This is a genomic window from Pseudomonas sp. s4 (assembly GCF_046764235.1).
GTDB classification, from domain to species: domain Bacteria; phylum Pseudomonadota; class Gammaproteobacteria; order Pseudomonadales; family Pseudomonadaceae; genus Aquipseudomonas; species Aquipseudomonas asiatica.
In genome coordinates this window covers 1782138-1803216 of the sequence record NZ_CP177209.1, presented here as the reverse complement: position 1 = coordinate 1803216, position 21079 = coordinate 1782138, and the positions used below count along the sequence as shown (strand labels likewise).

Genomic DNA, 21079 nt, shown 5'->3' with positions numbered 1-21079 from the left:
AGGCGCACAGTCTTAGCCGAGCCCTTAATTCGGCCTTGCCGCCGCCATTCACCAGAGCCATTCACCCCATGCGCCACGCAGTCCGTCGCTCCCCCTTTGTCTCGCTCTGCCTCATTCCTTTTTTCCACCTGTTCGCCAACCCCGCCCATGCCAGCGGGGAAAGGCAACTGGTGGCAGCCATCAACGACTATCGCACCCAGCCACAACGCTGCGAGCGGCGCATTATCCGGGGCTCGACGCCGCTGGTGCTGAAGCCGAAACTGGCGTTGCCGGTCGGCTACGGCGGGGCATTGCGGGAAGGATTGAAGGCTGCGGGGTATCAGGCGGTGAAGGTGCGGGCCATCCGTCTGGTCGGCGCACAAGATGCCGAGGAGGCCTTCGACATGCTGCGCAGCGACTACTGCACGGCCCTGCTCGATAGCCAATATGCCGATATCGGCGTCAGTCGCTCACGCAACGAGTGGCGGGTGCTGCTGGCTCGGCCCCTGCTCGATGCCCAGCTCGGCGATGGGCGATCGGCAAGCAAAGCGTTGCTGGCACAGGTGAACGCTGCACGGGCGAAACCACGCCTGTGTGGTCGCAAGCGCTTTGCCGCTGCACGCCCGCTAGCCTGGAACACCGCCCTGGGAACGGCGGCGCAGCGACACAGCCGGGCGATGGCCAACGATAATTTCTTCGCGCACCGTGACCTCGACGGTGATCTGCCCGCGGATCGGGCATGGGATGCCGGCTACCGTGGGCGGCAGATCGGCGAGAACATTGCCGCAGGCCAAGGGTCACCGAGCAAGGCGATGGCAGGCTGGCTGGCCAGCCCCGGGCATTGCGCCAACCTGATGAACCCGATGTTTACCCAGGTGGGGGCGGCCTTTGCCAAAAACTCGCGTAGCGATAACGGCGTGTACTGGACGATGCTGTTCGGCGCGCCTTGACTGACTCAGGCTGCAGCCCCCGAACGAGCCGCCGTTCTGACTTGCAGGCCACCCCGCGGCCAGCCGCAGGCGCCGGGGCTGGCCTGACGGATGCCCTACAGCACTTCGAACAGCCCTGCCGCGCCCATCCCGCCGCCAACACACATGGTCACCACCACGTACTTCACCCCGCGCCGCCTGCCCTCCAGAAGCGCATGCCCGACCATCCGTGCACCGCTCATGCCGTAGGGGTGGCCGATGGCAATGGCACCGCCATTGACGTTCAGCTTCGCAGGGTCTATCTGCAAACGCTGGGCACAGTACAGTACCTGGCAGGCGAACGCTTCGTTCAGCTCCCACAGACCGATGTCGTCCACGTTCAGGCCGTGCTGGTGCAGCAACCTGGGCACCGCCAGCACCGGGCCGATACCCATTTCCTCAGGAGCCAGTCCGGCCACGGCGATACCACGATACAGCCCCAGCGGCGCCTTGCCCGACCTTGCGGCCAGTGCGCCTTCCATCAGCACGCAGGCACTGGCGCCATCAGACAGCTGGCTGGCATTGCCGGCCGTCACGCAGCCGCCTTCGACAACTGGCTTCAGCCCTTGCAGGTCTGCCAGGGTGGTCGCCGGCCGGTTTCCTTCGTCCTGACTGAGGCAGACTTCCTCATGGCTCACCGCACCGGACAGCTTGTCGACAACCTTCCTGCGTGCCGAGACGGGCACGATTTCATCGGCAAACAACCCCGCCGCCTGCGCCGCTGCAGTGCGTTGCTGCGACTGCAAGGCGTAGGCGTCCTGCGCTTCCCGGCTGATGCCATAGCGGCGGGCGACAAACTCGGCGGTTTGCAGCATCGGCATGTAGGCGTGTTCGCTCATTCGCAGCACGGCAGGGTCATAGGCCTCGCTGGCCAGCTGGTTGTGCACCTGCTGGACCAGGCTGATCTGCTCCTGGCCGGCGCCGATGGTCACCTGCATACCATCGACAATGATCTGCTTGGCCGCTGTAGCGATGGCCATCAGGCCCGACGCACACTGGCGGTCGAGGGTCTGCCCGCTGACCGATTGCGGCAAGCCGGCAGCCAGCGCCGACAGTCGGCCAGGGTTGATCGCGGCGGTACCACTCTGCATGGCGGTACCCAGCACCAGATCCTCCACCTGCGCCGGCTCGATACCAGCCCGCTCGACGGCTGCCCGAATGGCGACGGCAGTCATGCTGGGGGTTTTCAGGTCGTTGAAGGCGCCACGCATGGCTTTGCCGATGGGTGTGCGGGCAGTGGCTACGATCACGGCGTCTTTCATGGTCGAAATTCCTCGGGGAGTAAAGGCTGCAGTTCGCTCAACACCTGCCGCAAGCGGGCAGGCACCGGGACCGGGCGTCGGCCCTGCCGGTCGACGAATACATGGACGAAGCGTCCGGTGGCGCAAGCCAGGGATTGGCCCTGGATGAATACGGCCAACTGGTACTGCACCGAGGTGTTGCCCAGCCGGCTTACCGCCAGGCCCACCTCGATGCCCTGCGGAAACGCTACAGGCGACTGGTAGTCGCAGGCCGAACTGACCACCAGCGCAATCACCGCGCCATGGTGGATATCCAGTCCGCCCTGCTCGATCAGCAGGCGGTTCACGGCGCTGTCGAAAAAGCCGTAATAGACCACGTTGTTCACGTGCCCGTAGGCGTCATTGTCATGCCAGCGGGTGGCGATTGGCGTGTAGTGCCGGTAGTAGTCACGTTGCCGATGCACGCTCATCAGTAGGCAGCCTCGTAGATGGCCAGTGCATCGGCCTGGGTGACTTCACGCGGGTTGTTGACCAGCAGGCGCTGCTGTTGCATGGCATCTTCTGCCAGTTGCGGCAGGCGAAGGCGCGGAACATCGGCATCACGCAGCCGCCCAGGCAAACCGCAGCGGGCGCCCAGCGCGGCCAGTTCCTCGACGAACTGATCAGCCTGCCGGTGCAGGTCGCCAGGCTGCAACCGTGCGCCCAACAGGGGCACCGCCAGCTGGGCATAGTCCGTCACCGTCACGGGCAGGTTGAAACGCAGCACATGCGGCAACACCAATGCATTGGACAGGCCATGGGGAATGTGGAAGTGCCCACCCAACGGGTAAGCCAGCGCGTGCACCGCCGCCACCGGGGCATTGGCAAACGCCTGGCCGGCCAGGCAGGCGCCCAGCAGCATGGCCTGACGCGCATCCAGATTGCCGCCATTGTGCACGGCCTGATCCAGGTTTTCCGCCAGCAGCCGCAGCGCCTCGCGCGCCAGCAGGCTCGACAGCGGGTTGCGCTTGAGACGGCTGGTATAGGCTTCGATGGCATGCACCATGGCATCGATACCGGTCGCGGCGGTTACCGCCGGGGGCAGGCCGAGCGTGCAGACGGCATCGAGTACCGCCAGGTCCGGCAGCAGCAGCGGCGAGACGATGCCCATCTTGCTGGTGGCGCCGGTGGTGACGATGGCGATCGGCGTCACCTCCGAACCAGTGCCGGCCGTGGTCGGCACCTGGATCAACGGCAGGCGTCGGCCCTTGGCCTTGTCCATGCCATACAGTTCGGCAAGCGGCTGGTTGCAGTCGCTGTGGGCCAGCAGCGCGACCAGCTTGGCAACATCCATCGAACTGCCGCCGCCAAAGCCCACCACCAGGTCGGCACCGATATGCCGGGCCCGCTGGGTGGCTGCCAGTACACAAGCTTCGCTGGGGTCGGCGGTAACCTCGCTGAAGATCGCCACGCCGACCTTGGCCGTCGTGAATCCCGGTAGCAGATCATCGAGCATGCCCAGGCGGGCGATACCGGGGTCACTGACGATCAGCACGCGCCGTGCGCCGCGCTCGCGGCACAGAGTGGCAAGGCGCTGCACTGCGCCCGCTTCGCAGAGGATCTGCCCGGTAGTGGCAAAGCTGAAAGGCTGCATCTGGCTCTCCTTGTCGTCGTTGGCCCTGCGTCAGAAGGCGAAGTCGCTCGCTGGCAGTGCCATGAGGCAATCTGCACCGCCCAGCAGGGCTTCGCGGTGCGCGGTGGCGCGGGGCAGGACGCGTCGCCAGTAGAACTGCGCCGCGTGCAGCTTGGCCCGGTAGAAATCAGTTTCGGCACTGCCGCCAGCCAGCGCCGTCTCGGCACGCACGGCCGCCTGCAGCCACAACGCTGCGAGCAGCACATAGGCCGAGTAGGCCAGGAAGTCCACCGAGACCGCGCCCATTTCCTGAGGGTCACGCTGGCAAGCCTCGACTACATGGCCTGCCAGCACACGCCATTCCTCCAGGCGCTGCCCGACCGCTGTCGCCATGGCATGCAGACCACCACCGACACCAGCCGCCTCGACATGCAGGGCCAGTTCATCGACCAGCAAGTTCAGCTCGGCCCCGCCGTCGCCCAGCAGCTTGCGGCGCACCAGGTCGAGAGCCTGGATGCCGTTGGTGCCTTCATAGAGCTGGGTGATGCGGCTGTCGCGCATCAACTGCTCCATGCCCCACTCGCGGATATAGCCGTGTCCGCCATATAGCTGCACGCCAAGGCTGGCGACCTCCTGCCCGACATCGGTGAAAAACGCCTTGACGATCGGGATCAGCAGTGCCGCCCGCCGGGTTGCGCCCTTGCGTGCCTGATCGCCAGGCGCTGCGTGCTCCAGGTCGAGCTGCCGGGCGGTATAGATGGCCAGCATTCGGCAGCCCTCGGTAAGGGTTTTCTGGGTCAGCAGCATGCGTCGCACATCCGGGTGGACGATGATCGGATCGGCCGGCCTGTCCGCCGCCGCCGGGCCGGTCAGCGCGCGCGATTGCAAGCGCTCGCGTGCATAGGCCAGCCCCCCCTGGAAGGCCGCTTCGGCAATGCCCAGCCCTTGCAGGCCGACTTGGAAACGGGCGTCGTTCATCATGGTAAACATGCACGCCAGGCCTTGGTTGGCCTCGCCTACCAGCCATCCCTGGGCACCGTCGAAATTCATCACGCAAGTCGAGGCGCCCTTGATGCCCATCTTGTGCTCCAGCGCGCCACAGCCCAACGCGTTGCGTTCGCCGCCCGGCAGCAGCTTGGGCACCAGGAACAGGCTGATGCCCCGCACCCCGGCCGGCGCATCGGGCAGGCGTGCAAGTACCAGATGAACGATATTGTCGGTCAGGTCCTGTTCGCCGCCACTGATGAAGATCTTGCTGCCTGTGATGCGATAGGAACCATCGACCTGCGGCTGGGCGCGGGTGCGCAGCAAGGCCAGGTCGGTGCCGGCCTGCGGCTCGGTGAGGCACATGGTGCCGGCCCACTCGCCACTGACCATGCGCGCCAGATAGGACTGCTGCAACGCCGGGCTGCCATGGCGATGCAAAGCCAGCACGGCACCTTCGGTGAGGCCGGAGTAGATGCGGAACGACAACGACGCGGCCATCAGCATTTCGTGGAAGCTGGCCGAGGCCATTTGCGGCAGGCCCTGACCGCCGTAAGCCTGCGGCCCGGTCATGCTGGCCCAGCCATGGGCCACGTATTGCCGGTAGGCGTCGCGGAAACCATCGGGCGTGATGACCTCCCCATCAGCCAACTGGCAGCCCTGCTCGTCACTGTTGCGGTTGAGCGGAGCGACTACCTCGCCGGTAAAGCGCGCGGCCTCTTCCAGTATGCCGTCGAGTGTGTCGCGGTCCAGTTCGATACCCAGCTGCTGACAATGGGCGGCAACGTCGAACAGCTCATGCAGCACGAAGCGCATGTCGCGCAAGGGAGCCTGGTAGTTCATGCCTGAACCTCCGCCTGCTGCTCGAAACGCTTGCCGTTGGCCACCAGCGTGCAGAGCAGAGCGGCCGGGCGCCAGTGCTCGCCCAGTACGCTTTGCAGGTATTCCAGCCGAGCCAGGACGAATGCTGCACCCTGGTCATCGGCCCAGCGCATCGGGCCACCTGTGGCCGCAGGGAAGCCATAGCCGTTGAGCCACACCCGGTCGATGTCGGCGCTGCTGGCAGCGATGCCTTCCTGCAGAATCTTCGCGCCCTCGTTGACCAGCGCCAGCAGGCAGCGCTCGACGATTTCCTCGGCGCTGATGCCCCGGCGTCGGTAACCCAGGTCGTTGGAAATCTTGAGCACCAGGGCGTCGACCTCGGGGTCATGCTCGGCCTGGCGGCTGCCAGGTGCATAACGGTAATAGCCCTTCCCTGTCTTCTGACCCAGCCGCCCCAGATCACACAGCGCATTATCCACTTGCACCAGCGGATCGTGCATGCCCTGCCTGGCCAGCTGGCGGGCACGCCATTCCAGGTCGATACCGACCACGTCGTACATGCGGAACGGGCCCATGGCAAAACCGAACTGTTGCAGCACCGCATCCACCTGGTGCGGCAGCGCGCCTTCGAGCAGCAACTTGCGCGCTTCGGCCACATAACTGCGCAGCATGCGGTTGCCGATGAAACCGGGGCAGTTGCCGGCCACTACCGCCACCTTGCCCAGGCGCTCGCCCAGCGCCAGGGCGGTATGGAGCACCGCCTGGTCGGTGTGCGCGCCGCGCACTATCTCGAGCAGCTTCATGACATGCGCGGGGCTGAAGAAATGTAGGCCCAGTACGTGCGACGGTCGCCGGGTCACCGCCGCGATCGCGTCGATGTCCAGCGCCGAGGTATTGCTGGCCAGGATCGCCTCCGGTTTGAGGTGCTGGTCCAGGGCCCGGAAGATTTCCTGTTTGAGTTCAAGGCTTTCATACACTGCCTCGATCACCAGATCGGCCTGGGCCAGGGCGGCGTAGCCATCCACCGCCTGCACTCGCGCCAGGCAGGCTTCAGCCTCGGCCTGGGTGACACGCTGCTTCTCCACCTGCTGAGTCCAGGCCTGGCTGACCATGCTCAGGCCAGCGTCCAGGGCTGATGCGTTGCTGTCGAGCCACAGCACCGACAGCCCGGCACTGGCGAGGCTGATGACAATGCCGCGGCCCATGGTACCTGCGCCTATCACGGCCACCTGGTTGATCGCAAAGGGGGTATTCACGCGCAACGCTCCTGCTTGTTGTAGGTATGAGGACAGGCATCACCCTAAGCAGGCCGCAGGTATTTTTGAAATTTCAATTTCGTATGCCATATATTCTGCCCATGAATATTTCCAACTTCGATCTGAACCTGCTGCGGGTCTTCGACATGTTACTGCGCGAGCAGAACGTCTCACGGGCGGCTGAACGCCTGGCCCTGACCCAGCCCACTGTCAGCAACGCCCTGGCGCGGCTGCGCGACCAGCTGGGCGACCCGCTGCTGGTTCGTGTGGGCCGGCGCATGCGCCCTACGCCACGGGCGTTGGCGCTGGAAGGGCCGATTCGAGCGGCGCTGCAACAAATCGAGCAGACCCTGGCCACTGGCGATGCCTTCGAGCCACGGCGCAGCCACCGTCAGCTGCGCATCGCCCTCACCGACTTCGTCGAACAGTTGTGCATGCCACCGCTGCTGGCACGCCTGCAGGTACTGGCCCCGCACTTGCGCATCGATGTGGTGCACCTGGCTCCCAACCTGCCGGCCGACGCGCTGGACCGCGGCGACCTCGACCTGGTGCTGGGGCGCTTCGATGAGGTGCCGGCACGTTTCAGCCGCCGCCCCTGGAGGCGTGAAACCCTGCAAGTCGCGCTGCGCCAGAAGCATCCGCAACTGGCGCCGGACCAGGCACTGGATCTTCAGGCGTTTCTTGGTTTGCGGCACATCTGGGTACACGGTGGCCAGACCCGCGGCATGGTCGACCAATGGCTGGCCGAACAAGGCCTGACCCGGAAAATTGCCTACACCACCCCCAACTACCTTCAAGCAGCGCATCTGGCAGCCGCCACCGAGATGTGCGTGGTGCTGCCGCGGCAACTTGCGCAGCAGTTCGCCAAGTTGCTGCCCTTGGCGGTGCACGAACTGCCCTTCGCCCTGGAGCCGTTCGAGCTGGAACTGGTGCACCTGACCCATCGTCGGCACGACCCCGCCCTGGCCTGGCTGGTGGAGCAGATCATGGAGCTTCCGCCTGCCTGAGCCCATCAGCAAATGCGATGGCAACCATGCCGCTCTGGTATTGGCTGGTGCCCGAACCCGTCCCCTACAGTGGTCCGCCACCATAACAACAAGGACACACCATGCGCTTCCCACTGTCGATGCTGGCGCTCGCCCTGCTGGCGCCCCTCCCGAGCCTGGCCACTACGGCGGCAAAGGATGCCACCCCGGCCACCCAGGCCAGCAACCAGCAATGGCTGCAACGCCTGCCGTTCGATGACCACGGGGATTTCGAAGCGGCCCGGCGCGGGCTGCTTGAACGCTTCGACGGGCCGGTCGCGACCGCCGATGGCAAGACTGTGTGGGACCTGGGTCAGTATCGTTTTCTCGACCCGACGCAGGCCCCGGCCACGGTAAACCCGAGCCTGTGGCGCATCGCCCAGCTGAACACCATCGCCGGCCTGTTCAAGGTCACCGAAGGCATCTACCAGGTCCGCGGTCTGGACCTGGCCAACATGACCATCGTTGAAGGCCAGGACGGGCTGATCGTGCTCGATCCGCTGCTGGCCGTCGAAACCGCCAGGGCCGGCCTTGAACTGTATTTCCGGCACCGCCCGCGCAAGCCGGTGACCACGCTGATCTACACCCACCCGCACATCGACCATTTCGGTGGCGCGCGCGGGGTGATCGACAAGGCGGACGTAAAGGCCGGCAAGGTCCAGGTCATTGCACCCGAAGGCTTCTTCGAGCATGCCATCGGCGAAAACGTGCTGGCCGGCCCGGCCATGAAGCGCCGCGCCCAGTACATGTACGGTGCCCCCCTGCCCCGCGGGCCACGCGGCCAGGTGGATGCCGGGCTGGGCAAAGGGGTGCCGGCCAACGCCACCGTCAGCCTGATAGCGCCGACGCTGGAAATCAGCCAGCCGCTGCAACGCATGACCCTCAGCGGCGTGGAGGTAGAGTTCCAGTTGACCCCTGGCACCGAAGCGCCAGCGGAGATGAACATCTACTTCCCTGGGCTCAAGGCTCTGTGCATGGCCGAGAACGCCACCCACGTGCAGCACAATGTGCTGACCCTGCGGGGTGCGCTGGTACGCGACCCGAAAGTCTGGGCGCACTACCTGGACCAATCGCTGTTGCGTTACGGCGACCAGGCCGAGGTAGTGTTCGCCCAGCATCACTGGCCGACCTGGGGCGGGCCGGCAATCCGCGAGTACCTGGCCGACCAGCGCGACATGTATGCCTTCATCGATAGCCAGACCTTGCGCCTGATCAACCAGGGCCAGACACCAATGGAAATCGCCCAGAGCCTGGCCAACCTCCCGCCGCGCCTGGCCAGCAAGTGGTACAGCCGCGACTACTATGGCTCGCTCAGCCATAACGTACGTGCGGTCTACCAACGCTACATGGGCTTTTACGATGGCAACCCGGCCAACCTCGACCCACTGCCGCCGCAAGCTGCCGGCAAGCGCTACGTGGCGGCAATGGGTGGCGCCGATCAGGTGCTGGCCCAGGCACGCCAAGCCTTTGCCGAAGGTGACTACCGCTGGGTCGCGCAGTTGGTGAACCATCTGGTATTCGCCGAACCGGGCAATACCGCAGCGCGCGAACTGCAGGCCGATGCGCTGGAACAGCTGGGTTACCAGAGCGAGAACGCTACCTGGCGCAACGCCTACCTCAGCGGCGCCCAGGAGCTGCGCGGCGGAATAGCCGCCGCCACCGGCAGTGGCGGCAATGCCGACGACATGGTGCGGGCACTGACCCCAAGCCTGTTCTTCGATTACCTTGGGGTACGGGTGGATGCCTTCAAGGCGGCGGAGAGCGACCTGAGCATCAACTGGCGCTTCACCGACCTGGGTGAAGACTACGCCCTGACCCTGCGCAACGGCGTGCTCACCCATCGCGACCTGGCTCGTCACGCCCAGGCCGATGTGCAGGTGAGCATGAGCAAACAGACATTGGACCGCATTGCCCTGAAGCAGACCGGGTTCCTCAAGGAGGCCACGCTGGGCGAGATCTCCATCGAAGGTGAGCGGGTGAAGTTCCTGCGTTTCATGGGCGGCCTGGAGAACGCCGATTCGCGTTTCAACATCGTGACCCCTTGAGCGCCGGCATCTTCGCCGGCAAGCCCGCTCTCACAGGTACCGCAATGGCGTCTGGATTCACATCGTACCTGTGGGAGGGGTTTCAGCCCCCGTTCGCCAACCGGTACAACCCTGCCAGCGCCATCAGGCACACTGCGCTGCCCAGTGCCACTACCGGTAGAATCGCAGGCCGACCGCGCTCGACCCGCAACATCGCCAGGCCCTCGCTGTAGCGCCGTCCCTGGCGGGTCAACAGCGTCAGCGTTGCGAAGCCGACTACTGCCGCCAGCGCCAGGTCGCCCTGGCGCAAAGCCAACCCCGCGACCGCCACCAGCGCCAACCAGGTACGCCGCCAAGCCAGTTCGGTGCGTTCGGCCTGCAAGCCCGGATCAGGCATGCCAGCGCGGCCACAACACGACAGCGGCCATCAACGCCGCGATCAGGCAACCCAGTGCCAACAGCGGCACCAGCGCCGGCAGCGGCAATGGCCGGCGCTGTCGCAAGGCACGCTCCACCCGCAGCCAACGCAGGCAGGCGCCGGCGCTCAGCAACATGCTCAGCAACATCAGGCTGCCGACAAGCCAGAGCCGAAGCGGCGCCTGCAGGGCCTGGCCGGCAAAGGTCTCGATGGCAATGCCACCTCCCAGCAACGCCAGCGCGGTACGGATCCAGGCCAGGAACGTGCGCTCGTTGGCCAAGGTGAAGCGAGGGTCGGGCGCCTCGCCCTGCCCCAGCAGACGCCGAGCCCAGTCCGGCCGTGGTTCAAACGCGTCCATCAGCGCACGCCAAAGCTGCGCAGGGCGCCGGGAGAAAAATACGAAAGGCTGGTGCGAACATTGAAGTCGAACGGGCGACGTTGCTCGTTGATCAGCCCCGACGCATGGTAGCGGCCACTCTTGAGGTCATAGGTGACCTCCATTGCGTTGACCGCCACCTCGCCGCCTGGGTGGTAGAAGCTGTGGGCCTGTGATGTACGCCACAGATGGCCGCCAGCATCGTAGCTGTCGGTTTCGAGAATGGCCCAGGTGTCTTCGTCCACATAGAAGCGTCGCTTGGCATAGATGTGCTGTGCGCCGGGCTTCAGCGTCGCCTCCACCACCCACACCCGGTGCAGCTCGTAGCGTGTGGGTGCCGGATTGACATGACCAGGCCTGATCAGCTCGGCATAGCGCAGCTCGGGCGATGCCAGGCGGTAGCTGTTGTACGGCACGTGCAGGGCCTGCTTGCCCAGCAGCTTCCACTGGTAACGGTCGGGGGCGCCATTGAACATGTCGCGGCTGTCGGCAGTACGCAGGCCTGCGGTGCCAGGCCCCGTGGTGTCGTAGGCGATGTTCGGCGCGCGCCGCACACGCCGCTGACTGGCACTGTAGACCCAGGACAAGCGGGGCTCGGCTACCTGGTCAAGGGTTTCGTGAACCACCATGGCATCACCGGCAAGCCGTGATGGTGCCGTCATGCGGTAGGTGAAGTAATACAACACATTGCCTGCACCCAGCCCACCCAGGCCTTCCGGGCGGGCTACATCCTGGCGCGCGCTCATCAGCACGAAGCGGCCGTTCTTGAACGGTGTGACGCTGTCGGACATCTGAATGTAACTGGCATTGCGGTGCCGGGTCAGATGGTTCCAGATCACTTCCAGCCCGTTGTCCGGCCGGGGAAACGCAATCACTCCATTGAACCCGCGCAGGCCGTTGCCCTGGTCATCCAGCTGCGCCTGCGCTGCATTGCGGGCGGCCGAGGCGGCGACGCCGGCAGGCACCGCGACACTGCGATGGGTGGGGTAGACCGGCAGCTCGAAGGTGTGCGGGAAGCGCTTGAGCAAGGCTACCTGGCCGTCGGAAAGCTGGCCCTGGTAACGCCGATAGTTGGCCGCCGTGATCCGGTACAGCGGCTGTTCGGCGGCATACGGATCCAGCGGCGTGCCGTTGTCACCCAGGCGCTGCTGGGCGACGCTCAACCCGCCTTGCCAGGCCGGGATACGGCCGTCCGGGCTGGCCGCGCGTTCGGCGCCCACAGGGGTGAGGTTGTCTGGCAGGCCTGTCGCAGCCAGCGCGCCGCTGGCCCAGAACAGGCCGATCATCACCATTCGCATATTCATCATCATGCCCTCAGAAGGTGACGCCCAGGCTCAGCGAGACAAAGTCCCGGTCACCACGGGTGCCATAGTCGCCATCGATAAAGTCGGTGTACGACAGGCTCAGGCTGTAGGTACTGGCAAGCGTCGCATCCAGCCCGACGCTCATGGCCTTGGAGCCTTCGCTGAAAGCCGAGCCTTCCACCGGGCCTGTACCGTGCACATCGTGCGACCAGGACAGGTTCGGCCGCAGGTCGAAGCCGGCGATCACGTTGGGGTAGGTCAAGGTCGCGCGTAACCGGTAGCCCCAGGAGAACGGGGTCATGAAGCCTTGGTCGTTACAGTGCTCTGGCGTCTTGGAAATCGCCCGGCAGACGCTGTTGTCCGCCAGCTCGCCACTGTTGAAGGTACCCGAGCGGCCGTAACGCGGGCCTGCGCCGCCCTCCAGCCCGCCGACGTAGGTGGCCCCGGCCTCGCCCACCAGTAGCATCTGGTTGGCCCCCAGCACCTGACTGAAGGCATGTACGGCGGTCACCTGAAGCTGGGTCACCTCCTTGCGCCGGTAGCCGTCAAACAGGGTGCTGGCGCTTTCTGGCCGCAGCCCGTCGCCCAGCAAAGGCGAACGCCCCTCGACGTTGAGCAGCGACTGGATGATGTCGGTACCGTTGAGTTGCATGGGCATATTCGGCCGGTAACTCAGCTCACCCTGCAGGGCCGTACCGCTGCGCAGGGTGGTGGCGAACGACAACCCGTACATGCGGATGTCCTCGGGGTACTGCACACGGTACTGGGAGGTACCCAGGCGCAATGCACCGACCAGCGACTGACCGGCAGCGGAGCCGAGGAACCCGGCGCAGCCGGCCGGGCCGATACCCAGGTTGGCGCACAACTGGGGGGCGAAGCGGCTGTTGTCGAAATAAGGGCTGCTGACCGTCCCCAGATAAGGCGTGCGGCTGTGATAGTTGGCTGCGTAGGCACCGAACTCGGTGTCCAGCGCCGCCACGTACCAGCGCAACGAAACACCCCACTGCCCGCCGTCGCGGGCATCCTGGTCACTGCCCCGGGGTATGCGCACGCCTTCGCTGGTCAGGTTCACGCCAAACGGTGCAAGGCCGGCCACGGCAGCCGGGTTGCCAAGCAACCTGGCTCCCACATCCAGGCCATCGCAACCATCGGGCAGAAAGTCGTTGTTGGAGAAGAACGTGCCACAGTTGTCGAGCTGGGTCTGGTCCCAGTCCAACTGGTAGAAGCCATCGACCGACAACGCCTCGGTCAGGTTCTGCGTGAAGTAGAACAGGTTCACCGGCACCAGCGCGTCCTTCACCTCGGAACCTGGGCGGCGCAGCGCCGCCAGGTTGAAGGGATTGATGACGTTCAGCCCGCCCTGGATGAAGGTGCTCTCGCCCCAGTTCACTACCTGCTTGCCCAGCCTTGCCGAGCCTGGCTGGCCATCGATGTCGTAGAGGTAGTAGCCAAAGGCGTCGAGCAGCTGGGTACCTGCGGTCTTGGCCGAACGCTTGCGGTTGTTGTCCTCGACCTGCTTGAAGCGCTGGTCATGGTCGCGCAGCGCCGTGTCGTACCAGTAGGTGCCACGCAGGAACACACCCAGGTTGGCATGTTTGAGCTCCAGATCATGGGTACCTTTGAACACTGCCGAAAATACATCACCCGAGGCAAAGTTCAGGCGGCCGTCATCACTGTTTGCACTATTGTGCAAAGCCGGGTCCGGGTTGGCAGTGGAAATGCTGGTGCCAAACGAAAACGCTGAATCAAACTGTCCTTCAAACTCTCCCAGATTAAATTGAACAGCCAGGGCAGGCACAGAAAAAAGTGCAGACGACGCAAGCAGCGACAACGGTCCCGAAAGACCAGAAGCACGAAATGCCATCACTCTTAACCTCTTATTGTGTTTATTCGAGAGTGAGTTGCGAGTTAGCGCCGAAACACGGCGCAAAGGCTTGTGTAAAAAGGGGCTGGGTAAATAAGTGAAAGTTTCTGTTATCCTCGATCCGGTGTTCCCCGATACTAAGTAGGCCACTAGAGCTGAACAAATAACGTCTCTCGATAGTTGCCATACCACTTCGGCATAGCCTGAGAATTGCCATGACTTTGAAACAGCTGCGTTACCTGATTGCCATTGTCGAAGCCGGCAGCTTCTCCAACGCCGCGCGCCACGCGTTCATTGCCCAGCCAGCATTGAGCCGTCAGATAGGACTGCTGGAAAGCGAGCTGGAAATGCAGTTGCTGGCGCGCCAGCATGACGGCATCGAGCTGACCGATGCAGGGCGCCAGCTGTACGAAGTGGCACGCTCGGTGATACAGAAGCTTGATTCGGTGAAGGACGAACTCAAGTCCAGCCGCGGCAACCCCAAGGGCCACGTGGCCATCTCGATTCCGGCCACGGCTTCGGCGCTGTTGTTGCCAGCCATCATCACCCAGGCGCAGGCGCGCTTTCCTGGTATCAAGCTCACCGTATGGGACGGCCTTAGCCGCGAAGGCGGCCAGGCGATCGAGCTGGGCAAGGTGGATTTCGGTGTGGTGCCCAATGCCGAGGAGCTGGCGCACATTGTCGCCGAGCCCGTGTTCTCCGAAGACCTGTACTGGGTCGGCCTGCCTGCGCATGGTCCGGACGATTCACCGATCACCCTGGCCGAGGCCGCGTCGAGCCGGCTGGTAATGCCGCCGCGCAGCCTGCACCTGCGCAGGCGCATCGAGCAGGCGGCCATGGAAACCGGCGTGGCCCTGGATTCAAGCTATGAACAGCAGTCTGCGCCCGGCATAGCCAGCCTGGTACGCGCCGGCTTGGCGGCGACCATCAGCAACTGGCCGCCATTGCTGGACCTGGCCGCCCCGGCCAGCGCGCGGCTGATCGTGGAGCCGCGCATCACTCGTACGATTGCCCTGGCCCATTCGCAACACAAGCCATTGTCGTTCGCCGCCGCCTGCATGCGCGACCTGGTGCGCGGGCTGCTCGTGGATGCGGTGCGCAGCGAGCGCTGGAAAGGCACCCTGATCGAGCGTGCCCCCTCCCCCAGCAGAGCCTCTGACGCAGCGCAGGTCAGGCCCGGGCCAGCGCAGCCGTGCCCACCTGAAGCAGCCGTTGGCGGGTTTTCTGAGGGTCCATCCATACCAACCCTGTCAACCCGGCAATGACCAGCACCGCCCCGCATACCAGGAAGCCCTGGCCATACCCTGCCGGGTGGTCGGCTCCGGCGCCCTGCACCAGAAACCCCGTGACTACGGGTGCCGCCAGCCCGGCCAGCGAAGCGATACCATTGCCGATAGCCAGGATGCCGCCACGCTGCCCGCTGGGCGTGAACTCCGCCAGCATGGCTGGCCCCACCGAGTACATGACCAGCGCCAGCCCGCCACTGAAAGTCAGGCTCATGATTCGCTCGACATTCCCCAGGCCCGGCAGGAACAATGCCGCCGACAACAACCCGCTGGCAATCAGGCACAGGGACACGAAGGCTCCGCGCGACCAGCGTGTCGCCACCCCGGCGCGCATCATGCGCTGCGACAGCCAGGCCATGAACAGGCTCAGCGGCGTGGTCACCACCACGAAAAGCACGAACACCCGACCGGTCATGATCGGGTCGATGCCCAACCCGGTTTCCAGATAACTCGGCACCCACGTCAAGGTCAGGGCCAGCGACCAATTGGCGGCGAAGTGGCACAGGTAATTGCCCAGCACGGTGCGGTCGCCGAGCAGACGGCGGTAGGCGATGTGCGCCTGTTCTTCCCTGGGCTGGGCGGGGCGGCTGCGGTCAAGAGTACCCTCGCGCCCCAATGCCCACCACAGCACGCACCATACCGCGCCGATCAAAGCCAGCACGATGAAGTTCATGCGCCAGCCATAGTGCACGCTGATCCATGGAATCATTGCGCCTGCCACCAGCAGCCCAAGTGCACTACCGGTATGCAACAGCGCCACCGGCAGGTTGCGCCGGTCGTTGGGGAACCACTTGTACAAGGCATGGGTTGCCACCGGTGACGCCGGCCCTTCGCCGATGCCCAGCAGCACCCGGCAAGCGACAATCGCCCACAGGGAGGTGACGAACAGCATGGGCAGCTGGATCAGCGCCCAGAACGCGCCCATGCCCAACAGCAGGGTGCGGGTCGGCCGGCGGTTGGCCATGAAGCCACCGACCACTGCAGAGATGGCGAAGAACCAGTGCAGCGCGCCACCCACCAGGCCGAACTCGGCCGGGGACAAACCCAGTTCCCTGGACATGGGTACCGCTACAAGGCCGATGACCACCTTGTCCAGGAAGTTCACCAGCATAAGCAGTGCCAGCAGTACCGCAATCATCCAGGCCGTGCCTGCACGCGCGCGGGAGTCAGTATGAGTCATGTCGATCTCTCTTATTGTTCTTGTGGGAGAGCCCGGCCACTCGAGGCCGGGCGTGCAGTTTCACTGCTCGGGCATGAGCACGCCCTTGGCAATGGTGTTGCGCTGGATTTCGCTGGTCCCGGTAAGAATGCGCATCATACGGGTCGCACGGAAGATCCACTCCACCGGGTTGCCCCGCAACAGCCCGGCCCCCCCATGAATCTGCACCGCGCGGTCGGCGATACGGAAGGCCGTTTCCGATACGAACAGCTTGCACATCGGCGCCTGGGTGCGGATATCGCCACCGGCGTCATTCACCGCGGCAGTGGCATAGACCATGCTGCGTGCCGCATGCAGTTCGGTGGCCATGTCGGCGATCATGTGATTGATCGACTGGAACATCGCGATCGGCTGGCCAAACTGCTTGCGAGTGCGGGCGTAGTCCACCGTCAGGTTCAGCGCCAGGCCCGCCATGCCCAGCATGGTTGGGCAATGCAGCAGACGATTGAGCGTGATGCGCCCCATTGCCAGCTTGAAGCCCTGCCCCTCCTCGCCAATGCGGTTGGCCACCGGCACTCGTACCTCATCGAGAAGGATGTCGCCATGGGCGCCGCCACCGGACATGACCGAGTAATCGCTTTCCACCCGCACGCCCGGCGCATCCAGCTCGACAAAGAATGCCGAGATCCCCTGGGCGCCACGCCCGGGGCCGGTGACCGCGAGCAGTATTGCGATATCGGCATAAGGCGCCCCGGAAATGTAGCGCTTGGCCCCGCTCAGCACGTAATGCTCGCCGTCGCGCCGAGCGGTAGTCCTGATCGCCGTGGCATCGGACCCGGCTTCACTTTCGGTCAGCGCGAAGCACACTGCCTTTTCGGCTCGGCACACCGGCTGCAGGAAAGCCTCGACCTGGGCCGGGCTGGCCACCTTGAACAGGTGGCCGACACGCGGCGGCCCGGAAAGCTCGCCGAGAATGTGCGGCGCCAGCATAGAGCCCGTCAGCACTGTGGCCTCCTTCACCGCACACAGGTCGGACACGCTCAATCCTGCACCACCAATCGTTTCGGGCAGCATGATGTTGTAGAAGCCCTGCTCGCACGAGCGTTGCCACACCTGCTGCAGCACCTCACGCGGGTGCGGTTCGGCCCAGCTGAGGCCGGCGCGTTGCTCCAGGGGCAGGATTTCGTTGCGAACGAAGCCGCCGATGGCCTCGATGATCTGTTTGGCCTTTTCGCTTGGCTGGTACATGGCAATTCCTCAGGTCAGATGCGGCGTTCGCTGTTTTGCCAGTAGGCGTCTCGAATCAGGCGGCGCACCACTTTGCCGTTGGGGTTCTTCGGCAGCTCGCTGACGAAGTCCACCCCACGCGGTTTCTTGAACCCGGCAAGAGCCTGGGCGCAATGCTCGATCACCTCGTGCTCCTGCAGCTGCATGCCAGGCTTGAGCACGATCACTGCCCGCACCGCTTCGCCCCACTGTTCGTCGGGCACGCCCACCACGGCGGCCTCGAACACTTGCGGCAGGCTGTAGAGCACCTGCTCGACTTCGCTGGGGTAGATGTTGAAGCCACCGGAAATGATCATTTCCTTCTTGCGGTCGACGATGAACACGTAGCCCTGCTGGTCCACCGTGGCCAGGTCGCCGGTGAGGTAGTAGCCATCACGCATAACCTCGGCGGTGAGATGCGGTGCGCGCCAGTAGCCCTGCATGATGTCCGGTCCCTTGACCACGATCTCGCCCACCTCGCCTGGCTGGACATCGCGGAAATCGTCGTTCACCACACGCAGGTCGGTCTCGAAGTAGCATCGTCCGCACGAGGCCAGCCGGCGGTGGTCGCCGCCTTCACACAGGTGGTCCTGCTCGGTCAGCACCGTCACCAGCGAGCAGGTTTCGCCAGCGCCGTAGCCCTGGGCAAGAATCGGCCCGAACACTTCGATAGCCCGCTTGACCAGCGCTGGCGCCATTGGCGCTGCGCCATACATCACCAGGCGCAGGCTGCTCAGGTCATAGCGCTCGACCCCGGGAAAATTGACCAGACGGTTGATCATGGCCGGCACCAGGAACAACCGGGTCACGCCCTCGCGCTGGATGGTCTCGAGCAGCAACTGGTCATCGTAGCGTTCCAGCAACAGGCTGCAGGCACCCACCGCCAGCAGCGGCATCAGCTGCATGCCGCTGGCATGGGTGATGGGGCCGACATGGGCCATGATGTCGCCTGGGCCGGCACGCCGGGTGGGGCTGGCGATGCTCTTGCGGATCAGCGCCTTGCGGTTGCCGACGCTGAGCATTGCTGCCTTGAGCACACCGGAACTGCCCGAGGTGTAGTGCAATACGGCCAGTGCATCGTCAGGCAGATCGCAACTGACCGGCTGGCTGCTGCCTTGGGCCAGCAGTGCGCCGTAGCCGATATCGCCGCCCTGCTCGCCAAGGGTAACGATCAGGCGTAGCGCAGGCACCTCCTGCCTGCGCGCCAGCAAGGCCTCGGCAGCTTGCGGGTCGGCGATCAGCGCGACGCTGCAGGCGTCATTCAGTACCTGGATCACTTCATCCAGCGCCAGGCGTGCATTGACCGGGACCTTGACCAGGCCGGCCTTGTAGAAAGCCACCTCAGCCTCCACCAGCTCGACCCGGTTGGGAGCCAGGATCGCGACATGTTCGCCGCTGGTGATGCCGTGGGCCAACAAGGCCGAGGCCAACTGATTGGTCCGCTGTTCAAGCTGCGCGAAGGTGAGGCGGGTGTGGCGGTCGATCACCGCCAAGCGCTCAGGCCAGTATCTTGCACTTCGACTGGTTAGGGTTGCGAGGTTCACGTTGTTGTTCTCGTCGCGGTTAAGACCCGGTCGATGCTAAACAGCGTGCGGTCGGAGCAAGTAATACCAGTTACGTATGCAGGCCATAACGGTTTGCACTGGACCACATCGCATGAGCGGCAGTGGTGATGACACATCGCTTGCAAATGACACCTTGTGTCATTAATATTGATTTTGTGTCCTGATAGCGCTTCGCGCCAATCAGCCTTTATAGGCCCTTCATGCAGGTACAGCCCATGACGACCACCATGCAGACCCCCAAGGATCAGCTCGTCAAACTCGCCCAGCAGCAGATGCTGACGGCGCTGGCCGACAACACCTACACTCCTCGCCAGAAACTCGCCCTTACCTGCCGCATCCTGTTCGACGGCGGCCACGACTCGGGCCTGGCCGGGCAGATCACCGCCCGCGCCGAGCAGCCTGGCACCTACTACACGCAACAACTCGGCCTGGGCTTCGACGAGATCGCCGCTTCCAACCTGCTGGTGGTCGACGAAGACCTCACCGTGCTGCAAGGCCGCGGCATGGCCAACCCGGCCAACCGCTTCCATAGCTGGCTGTACCGCGCACGCCCCGACGTCAACTGCATCATCCACACCCACCCACTGCACAGTGCCGCCCTGTCGATGCTGGAAGTGCCACTGGCGATCTCGCACATGGACCTGTGCCCGCTGTTCGACGACTGCGCGTTCCTCAAGGAATGGCCCGGCGTACCAGTGGGCAACGAAGAAGGTGAAATCATCTCCAGGGCGATCGGCGACAAGCGCGCGATCCTGCTTTCCCACCACGGTTTGCTGATCGCCGGCCGCTCGATCGAGGAAGCCTGCGTCCTTGCCATGCTGTTCGAGCGCGCGGCAAAGATGCAGCTGCTGGCCATGGGCGCCGGTGAAATTCGCCCCATCCCGGATGCCCTGGGCAAGGAAGCCCACGACTGGATCTCCACCCCCAAACGTCATGGTGCCGCGTTCAGCTATTACGCGCGCCGTGCCTTGCGTGCCCATGGCGACTGCCTGGGCTGACTGAAGCTGTACTCTTTCCCCAACAACGGCAAAGGTGCCTGGTTATGTCTACACCTGTAATTCGCGGCGTTATCGGCTACACCATCACTCCCTTCAAGGCAGACGGCGCGCTCGACCTGGATGCCCTGGGCCTGTCCATCGACCGCCTGATAGAGGACGGCGTGCACGCCATCGCACCGCTGGGCAGCACCGGCGAAGGCGCCTACCTGTCCGACAGCGAATGGGAAACGGTGGTGCGCTTCAGCCAGGCACGCATCGCCGGCCGCGTGCCCAGCGTGGTCAGCGTCTCCGACCTGACCACCGCACGCACCGTGCAGCGCGCCCGCCTGGCACAGGCCTGCGGCGCCACGGCGGTGATGGTGCTGCCCATCTCCTACTGGAAGCTCACCGAAGCCGAAGTGGTCGCCCACTACAAGGCGGTGGGCGCGGCCATCGACATTCCGATCATGCTCTACAACAACCCGGGCACCAGCGGTACCGACCTGTCGGTGGAGCTGATCCTGCGCATCCTCGGCGAAGTGCCCAATGTGACCATGGTCAAGGAAAGCACCGGCGACATCCAGCGCATGCACCGCCTGTTCAAGGCCACCGATGGCCAGGTGGCCTTCTACAACGGTTGCAACCCGCTCACCCTGGAAGCCCTGGTGGCCGGTGCCACCGGCTGGTGCACCGCCGCGCCCAACCTGATCCCGGCGCTGAACCTGGCGCTGTGGGACGCGGTGCAGCAAGGCAACCTGGCCGAAGCTCGCGCGTTGTTCTACCGGCAGTATGAACTGCTGGAGTACATCACCCGCCGTGGCCTGCCCACCACCATCAAGGCCGGTTTGAAACTGCTCGGCCAGGATGTCGGCGCTCCACGCCTGCCCCTGCAACCACTGGATGCGCAAGGCAGCGACTACCTGAAGAGCATGCTGGTAGAACTGGCCGACTGA

Annotated in this window: 18 protein-coding genes; 6 read left to right on the top strand and 12 right to left on the bottom strand. The window is 64.6% G+C overall.

Annotated features, from left to right (window positions below):
* The first annotated feature begins 68 nt into the window (after positions 1-68).
* Entirely contained in the window at positions 69-929 is an 861-nt protein-coding gene (locus ACK56M_RS08460; protein WP_015269482.1) for a CAP domain-containing protein, read from the top strand.
* A gap of 95 nt (positions 930-1024) precedes the next feature.
* On the opposite strand, the gene ACK56M_RS08455 is transcribed toward ACK56M_RS08460, so the two are convergent.
* Genes ACK56M_RS08455 through ACK56M_RS08435 form a run of 5 tightly spaced genes read right to left on the bottom strand, consistent with a single transcriptional unit; the run spans position 1025 to position 6862 of the window.
* Positions 1025-2209, bottom strand: coding sequence for an acetyl-CoA C-acyltransferase (locus ACK56M_RS08455; protein WP_023663031.1), 1185 nt, complete (start codon positions 2207-2209; stop codon positions 1025-1027).
* Entirely contained in the window at positions 2206-2658 is a 453-nt protein-coding gene (locus tag ACK56M_RS08450; RefSeq protein ID WP_003260181.1) for an acyl-CoA thioesterase, read from the bottom strand. The genes ACK56M_RS08455 and ACK56M_RS08450 overlap by 4 nt, the downstream gene beginning before the upstream one ends.
* A complete protein-coding gene (locus ACK56M_RS08445; protein WP_015269480.1) occupies positions 2658-3821 on the bottom strand; it encodes an iron-containing alcohol dehydrogenase in 1164 nt (387 codons plus the stop codon). The genes ACK56M_RS08450 and ACK56M_RS08445 overlap by 1 nt, the downstream gene beginning before the upstream one ends.
* 30 nt (positions 3822-3851) lie before the next feature.
* A complete protein-coding gene (locus tag ACK56M_RS08440; RefSeq protein ID WP_100413409.1) occupies positions 3852-5627 on the bottom strand; it encodes an acyl-CoA dehydrogenase C-terminal domain-containing protein in 1776 nt (591 codons plus the stop codon).
* Positions 5624-6862: a 3-hydroxyacyl-CoA dehydrogenase gene (locus ACK56M_RS08435; protein ID WP_015269478.1), complete on the bottom strand. Its 1239-nt coding sequence runs from the start codon at positions 6860-6862 to the stop codon at positions 5624-5626. The genes ACK56M_RS08440 and ACK56M_RS08435 overlap by 4 nt, the downstream gene beginning before the upstream one ends.
* An 83-nt stretch (positions 6863-6945) precedes the next feature.
* Between ACK56M_RS08435 and ACK56M_RS08430 the strand changes: the two genes are divergently transcribed.
* Entirely contained in the window at positions 6946-7869 is a 924-nt protein-coding gene (locus ACK56M_RS08430) for a LysR family transcriptional regulator (protein WP_047595252.1), read from the top strand.
* 101 nt (positions 7870-7970) lie between these two features.
* The gene (locus ACK56M_RS08425) at positions 7971-9932 is read left to right on the top strand and encodes an alkyl/aryl-sulfatase (protein WP_015269476.1); all 1962 of its coding nucleotides are present in this window, start codon (positions 7971-7973) and stop codon (positions 9930-9932) included.
* Positions 9933-10014: 82 nt separating this feature from the next.
* Here ACK56M_RS08425 and ACK56M_RS08420 read toward each other — a convergent pair whose 3' ends face one another.
* From ACK56M_RS08420 to ACK56M_RS08405, 4 genes are read right to left on the bottom strand one after another with little or no spacing between them, the layout of a single operon-like run.
* Entirely contained in the window at positions 10015-10308 is a 294-nt protein-coding gene (locus ACK56M_RS08420) for a DUF202 domain-containing protein (protein WP_015269475.1), read from the bottom strand.
* Entirely contained in the window at positions 10301-10687 is a 387-nt protein-coding gene (locus ACK56M_RS08415; RefSeq protein ID WP_015269474.1) for a YidH family protein, read from the bottom strand. Before ACK56M_RS08415 ends, ACK56M_RS08420 begins: the two co-directional genes overlap by 8 nt.
* Positions 10687-11997 carry a DUF1329 domain-containing protein gene (locus tag ACK56M_RS08410; RefSeq protein ID WP_015269473.1) on the bottom strand — a complete coding sequence of 437 codons (1311 nt, stop codon included), beginning with the start codon at positions 11995-11997 and terminating at the stop codon, positions 10687-10689. The genes ACK56M_RS08415 and ACK56M_RS08410 overlap by 1 nt, the downstream gene beginning before the upstream one ends.
* 22 nt (positions 11998-12019) lie before the next feature.
* Positions 12020-13873, bottom strand: a complete 1854-nt coding sequence (locus ACK56M_RS08405) for a DUF1302 domain-containing protein (protein ID WP_043935454.1) — start codon at positions 13871-13873, stop codon at positions 12020-12022.
* 215 nt (positions 13874-14088) lie between these two features.
* On the opposite strand from ACK56M_RS08405, the gene ACK56M_RS08400 reads away from it, so the two are divergent.
* Positions 14089-15138: a LysR family transcriptional regulator gene (locus ACK56M_RS08400; protein ID WP_015269471.1), complete on the top strand. Its 1050-nt coding sequence runs from the start codon at positions 14089-14091 to the stop codon at positions 15136-15138.
* Here the strand turns inward: ACK56M_RS08400 and ACK56M_RS08395 are convergent.
* From ACK56M_RS08395 to ACK56M_RS08385, 3 genes are all read right to left on the bottom strand, one after another.
* Positions 15044-16297, bottom strand: coding sequence for an MFS transporter (locus ACK56M_RS08395; protein WP_411959614.1), 1254 nt, complete (start codon positions 16295-16297; stop codon positions 15044-15046). The two genes, ACK56M_RS08400 and ACK56M_RS08395, sit on opposite strands and share 95 nt — an antisense overlap.
* A gap of 102 nt (positions 16298-16399) precedes the next feature.
* Entirely contained in the window at positions 16400-17566 is a 1167-nt protein-coding gene (locus ACK56M_RS08390; protein WP_054573343.1) for an acyl-CoA dehydrogenase family protein, read from the bottom strand.
* Positions 17567-17580: 14 nt separating this feature from the next.
* On the bottom strand, positions 17581-19128 hold the full coding sequence (locus ACK56M_RS08385; RefSeq protein ID WP_054573344.1) for an AMP-binding protein: 1548 nt from the start codon (positions 19126-19128) through the stop codon (positions 17581-17583).
* Between the two features lie 236 nt (positions 19129-19364).
* Here ACK56M_RS08385 and ACK56M_RS08380 point away from each other — a divergent pair, with 236 nt between their 5' ends.
* Together ACK56M_RS08380 and ACK56M_RS08375 are read left to right on the top strand one after the other, a co-directional pair.
* Positions 19365-20147 (top strand): aldolase, encoded by a 783-nt coding sequence (locus ACK56M_RS08380; RefSeq protein WP_015269467.1) that lies wholly within the window; start codon positions 19365-19367, stop codon positions 20145-20147.
* A gap of 44 nt (positions 20148-20191) precedes the next feature.
* Positions 20192-21079: a dihydrodipicolinate synthase family protein gene (locus ACK56M_RS08375; RefSeq protein ID WP_054573345.1), complete on the top strand. Its 888-nt coding sequence runs from the start codon at positions 20192-20194 to the stop codon at positions 21077-21079.